Genomic DNA, 3938 nt, shown 5'->3' with positions numbered 1-3938 from the left:
TTTCCATTAATTGATATCAATCCCTTTGGGATACTATTTGTTAGAGGTCTTAATCTAATACCCTGCCCAGCTGCCAGAATAACCGCTATCATTTCAACCCTCTTTCAAGAAGTTCATAAATGTTATTTTATTCTGTATAGGTGATGTCGTTGGTCTTCCCAAATCTTTTCTTGAACCCCTATTGATATTTACTACTAATAGATTAGGACCTTCTTCATCTTTCATTTTTTTGCATTCTATGATTAATTCTTCTCTAGTTTTAACCTCTGTAGCGTTTATATAACCGCAGGATAATGCAATTTCTTTAAAATTTACTGTTGATGAAACAGTAGGCTGACCACCGGTTGAATCATGAGATGCGTTGTCAAAGATGACGTGTTTCAGATTTTTAGGCTTATAATGACCAATCGTTGCGAGAGATCCCATCTGCATCAATACAGCCCCATCACCATCAAAAATAAATATATTCCTTTGAGGTTTCTGCAGTGCAATTCCTAATGCAACTGATGCAGAGCATCCCATACTGCCAACGGTATAAAAATCCCTAGGGGTTTCATTTTTTTGTACACGATATTCAAATAATTCCCTGGACAATTTCCCCGTTGTAGAGATAATTGCCTCAGTGCCGTCTAAGATATCTGCAATTACCTTTAGTGCATCCTCTCTAGTCATCTCATAAATATTTTCCATCTTCTTTATGGCTTCATACTTCTCGATAGTTCCTTTTTTAATAATAACAGCCACCGGTGCCATAGTCGCTTCTGCTATTTCCTTGATTTCTGTAATTACTCTACGAGTTCCCTCTACATTACCTGGAAGTATCTTATAAGGGATATCAAGTGTTTCAAGTAACGGGATCATTATCCTCCCCATCTTTTTGTGTTGCGGCTCATCCTTCTCCTGAGGCTCACCACGCCAACCTATCATTAATATTAGTGGAATGGAATATATTTCCGAGTCACACAATGAAGCTAATGGATTTATCGCCTTCCCCTCTCCAGAATTCTGCATGTATACAACACCTATTCTGTTTGTCGCTAGATAGTATCCTGCTGAAATAGCTATTGCTTCACATTCATTACAAGCTACAATATTTGACAGTCCCTTGCCATGCTCATCTGCTAAGAATTTCATCCAATCCGCAAATGTAGAATCAGGAACACCAGTATAAAAATCAATCTTATTATCTTTAAATATTCTATACAATTCTTCACATTTAATCATATTAGTTAATCCCTGCTTGAATGAATTGAGCTTACCATCTTATAATCTTCAAAAGTATGCACCTCCGTCCATCCTTTATGTACCTCAAAGCAGCTTACTTTATTGCCCTCATCTATTATTTTTTGTATAATCCTATTAAAATCACCTAAATCAGATTTTTTAAATCCTTTATTAAGATTTTTTGTCTCATTGCAAAACTTTTTTAATATTCCTATCCCCTTTTTGCTAAATAATGCAATTCCAACGAATTCGAAGTTTGCCTTATCTTTAGGTATATCTTGACCAATTTTTATTATTTCATTGTCTTCCTCAAGTTTTAGTATTCTTTCTCCTTTAGCTGGATCATCCTTTGCAATAACTAAGTCCAATAACTTACTTTCATCAATCTTCCTTTCTTTATATGAAGAATCAATAACTAATACAATATCATCGTCTTTTTTTATTAGTCCCTCTAAAATCCTTTTTTCAAATAATATATCAGAATAAATAATAAGAGTCTTCCCATCCATCTGTTCTTCAGCACACATTATCGAATCCAAGACTCCAGTCTCTTCAAAGTTTGTGTTCATAATCTTGTTAATTCCTTCTATATTGATCTTATTGCTATTGTACCCAACAACAACATTTATACTACTAATTCCAAGTGAATTCAGTATCTCGACATTTCTTTGCAATATTGATTTGCCATTGACATCAAGCATACAAACAGGAGTATCCTTTAATATAACCTCTCTCAACTTAGGATCAAGAGGAGCGCCCGCTGCTGGAATGATAACATTTATTTTTTCCTTGCCACTCATCAAGAATCTTTTTTCGTTTTCTTTCATATCCGTTGTCCCCTGTAACTCAAACAATTCGCTTATTGGTATCAATTTGGGACTTACAGTATCTATCCCACCAGTTTTTTTAATTTCTCTTAAGGTCTCTTTTATAGCCGTTACAGCTGACCTAATCACATGATTAGCATAAATAACCATCTTAATCTTTGGGTAGTTCTTTATCTTATCCTCTGTAAAAGAATGATAATTAGTCGGCACAATCACTAAGGGCACATCGCAATCCCAAGCATTAACAAATTCTAATATTTCATCTGGAGTATCTTTTTTTGAATGTATCATAATCCCATCAGCTCCAGCATCAACATAAGCCCTTGCTCTTTTCATTGCTTCTTCCTGTCCCCATCCGGCAATTAAAGCCTCTGTTCTTGCAATAACCATAAAGTCTTTTGATATTTGAGCATTTTTAGCTGCCATTACCTTCCCAACAAATTCTGCGATAGAGGCTAACTCCTGCCTCCCATCAGCTAATAAGCTGTTTTGTTTTGGGAATAATTTATCTTCCATAACAATTCCGGCAATGCCTGCTGCCTCGAATTTCTTAACCATATGTATAACATTTGTTGAATTGCCGTAGCCTTGATCAACATCAACAACAATTGGGATAGAAACTGCTTCATTCATATCAATGGCTGCATTAAGATAATCTATCATAGTAAGAATATTTGCGTCTGGCACAGCATGTGATGCAGATACTTCTAATGAAGACGCCCATATCCCTTCGAATCCTGCCAATTCTACAAGTCTTGCAGTTAGCCCATTATGGGCTCCAACTATCTTAAAAAATCCATCTCTTTTAAATAAATCTCTTAATATCGTTGCTTTTGACATACTGATAACCCTGCTTCATTATTTAGAAATAATACCAAACATCAGGCAAGATGTATCATAGCCCTTAATCCGTATAACTTCTTTTTTATGCTTAGTCGAAGATGCCATGATATAATAATAAAAAAAGATAGACTATATACTACAACATTGACTCAAGCCATCATCTCTTTAATCGATCATAGACTCTCAATATCTTAATATCCCTCGTTATATCTGCAATTAAACGGATTGTTAGACACGTAACATATAGGTAAAGAACATACGGTACACCACCAAATGGGGCCGAAAAGGCTACAATGAAATAAACAGTGGGAAAGCTGCCTCCCAAATATAAAAATGGGAAGATAATACCTTTTAAGATAAATAATATAAAATTTTTTTTAAACTCATAGGTTATTCTTTCTTTTATTGGGAGACCAGAAGGCATAAAATCCTTTTGTATTTTTTGGATCTCCTTAAGCTTATCTCCTATATTAAGATTATGTATATGTGTATGGAAAAAAAATATTTCAGTTTTAATAAGCAACGCCCAGATGAAACCTAGATATAAATAAAGATTATTGCCAGTGTCAAAATAAATTCCCAAGCCTAAACAGATATAAATCAAAGGATACGCAATCTGATGAACCAGATAGTCAAAATATATCCCAAATTGAGATCCCATCTTTTTATGTCGTGCAATTTCCCCATCAATGTCATCTAAAGCAAATCCAGAATAAAGCAATATAGATCCCAATATATAGTAAAATGGGGTTGCCAATAGATAACAAAAAGCTCCAGCCAATTGGAATAATAACATTATAAAGGTTATATGGTTGGGTCCGATTTTAGTATAGAGTATAATATAGGCAGATAGATAAACAAATACATTCCTTGCGATCATATTTATAAAACTTGAATCTGGATGATCAATGAGATAATCCTGCTTTAATTGCTTAGTTAGGCTTTTTACATTCTGCCATTTCATTCCCATTCTTAAAACTCCAAAACTTATAGGGTTTAGTCTAAAGTATATTCTAAATAATACATAGATAGCGTTATTTATCC

4 protein-coding genes are annotated in these 3938 nt (G+C 34.3%); all 4 read right to left on the bottom strand.

The genetic code is table 11. The features are described 5' to 3' along the window. A partial coding sequence (locus SVZ03_08015) for a sugar phosphate nucleotidyltransferase (GenBank protein ID MDY6934153.1) occupies positions 1–92 on the bottom strand: 92 nt, incomplete at its 3' end. A gap of 1 nt (position 93) precedes the next feature. Beyond that, a complete protein-coding gene (gene aepY, locus SVZ03_08010; GenBank protein MDY6934152.1) occupies positions 94–1224 on the bottom strand; it encodes a phosphonopyruvate decarboxylase in 1131 nt (376 codons plus the stop codon). 5 nt (positions 1225–1229) lie between these two features. Next, on the bottom strand, positions 1230–2891 hold the full coding sequence (locus SVZ03_08005) for an isocitrate lyase/phosphoenolpyruvate mutase family protein (protein ID MDY6934151.1): 1662 nt from the start codon (positions 2889–2891) through the stop codon (positions 1230–1232). Between the two features lie 160 nt (positions 2892–3051). Next, positions 3052–3938, bottom strand: an 887-nt coding sequence (locus tag SVZ03_08000; protein MDY6934150.1) for a CDP-alcohol phosphatidyltransferase family protein, incomplete at its 5' end; no start/stop codon positions are given.

This window comes from Spirochaetota bacterium (assembly GCA_034190085.1).
Lineage (GTDB): Bacteria > Spirochaetota > UBA4802 > UBA4802 > JAFGDQ01 > JAXHTS01.
Note: the sequence above shows the minus strand (reverse complement) of the source record. Positions and strands in the feature narration are given on the sequence as shown.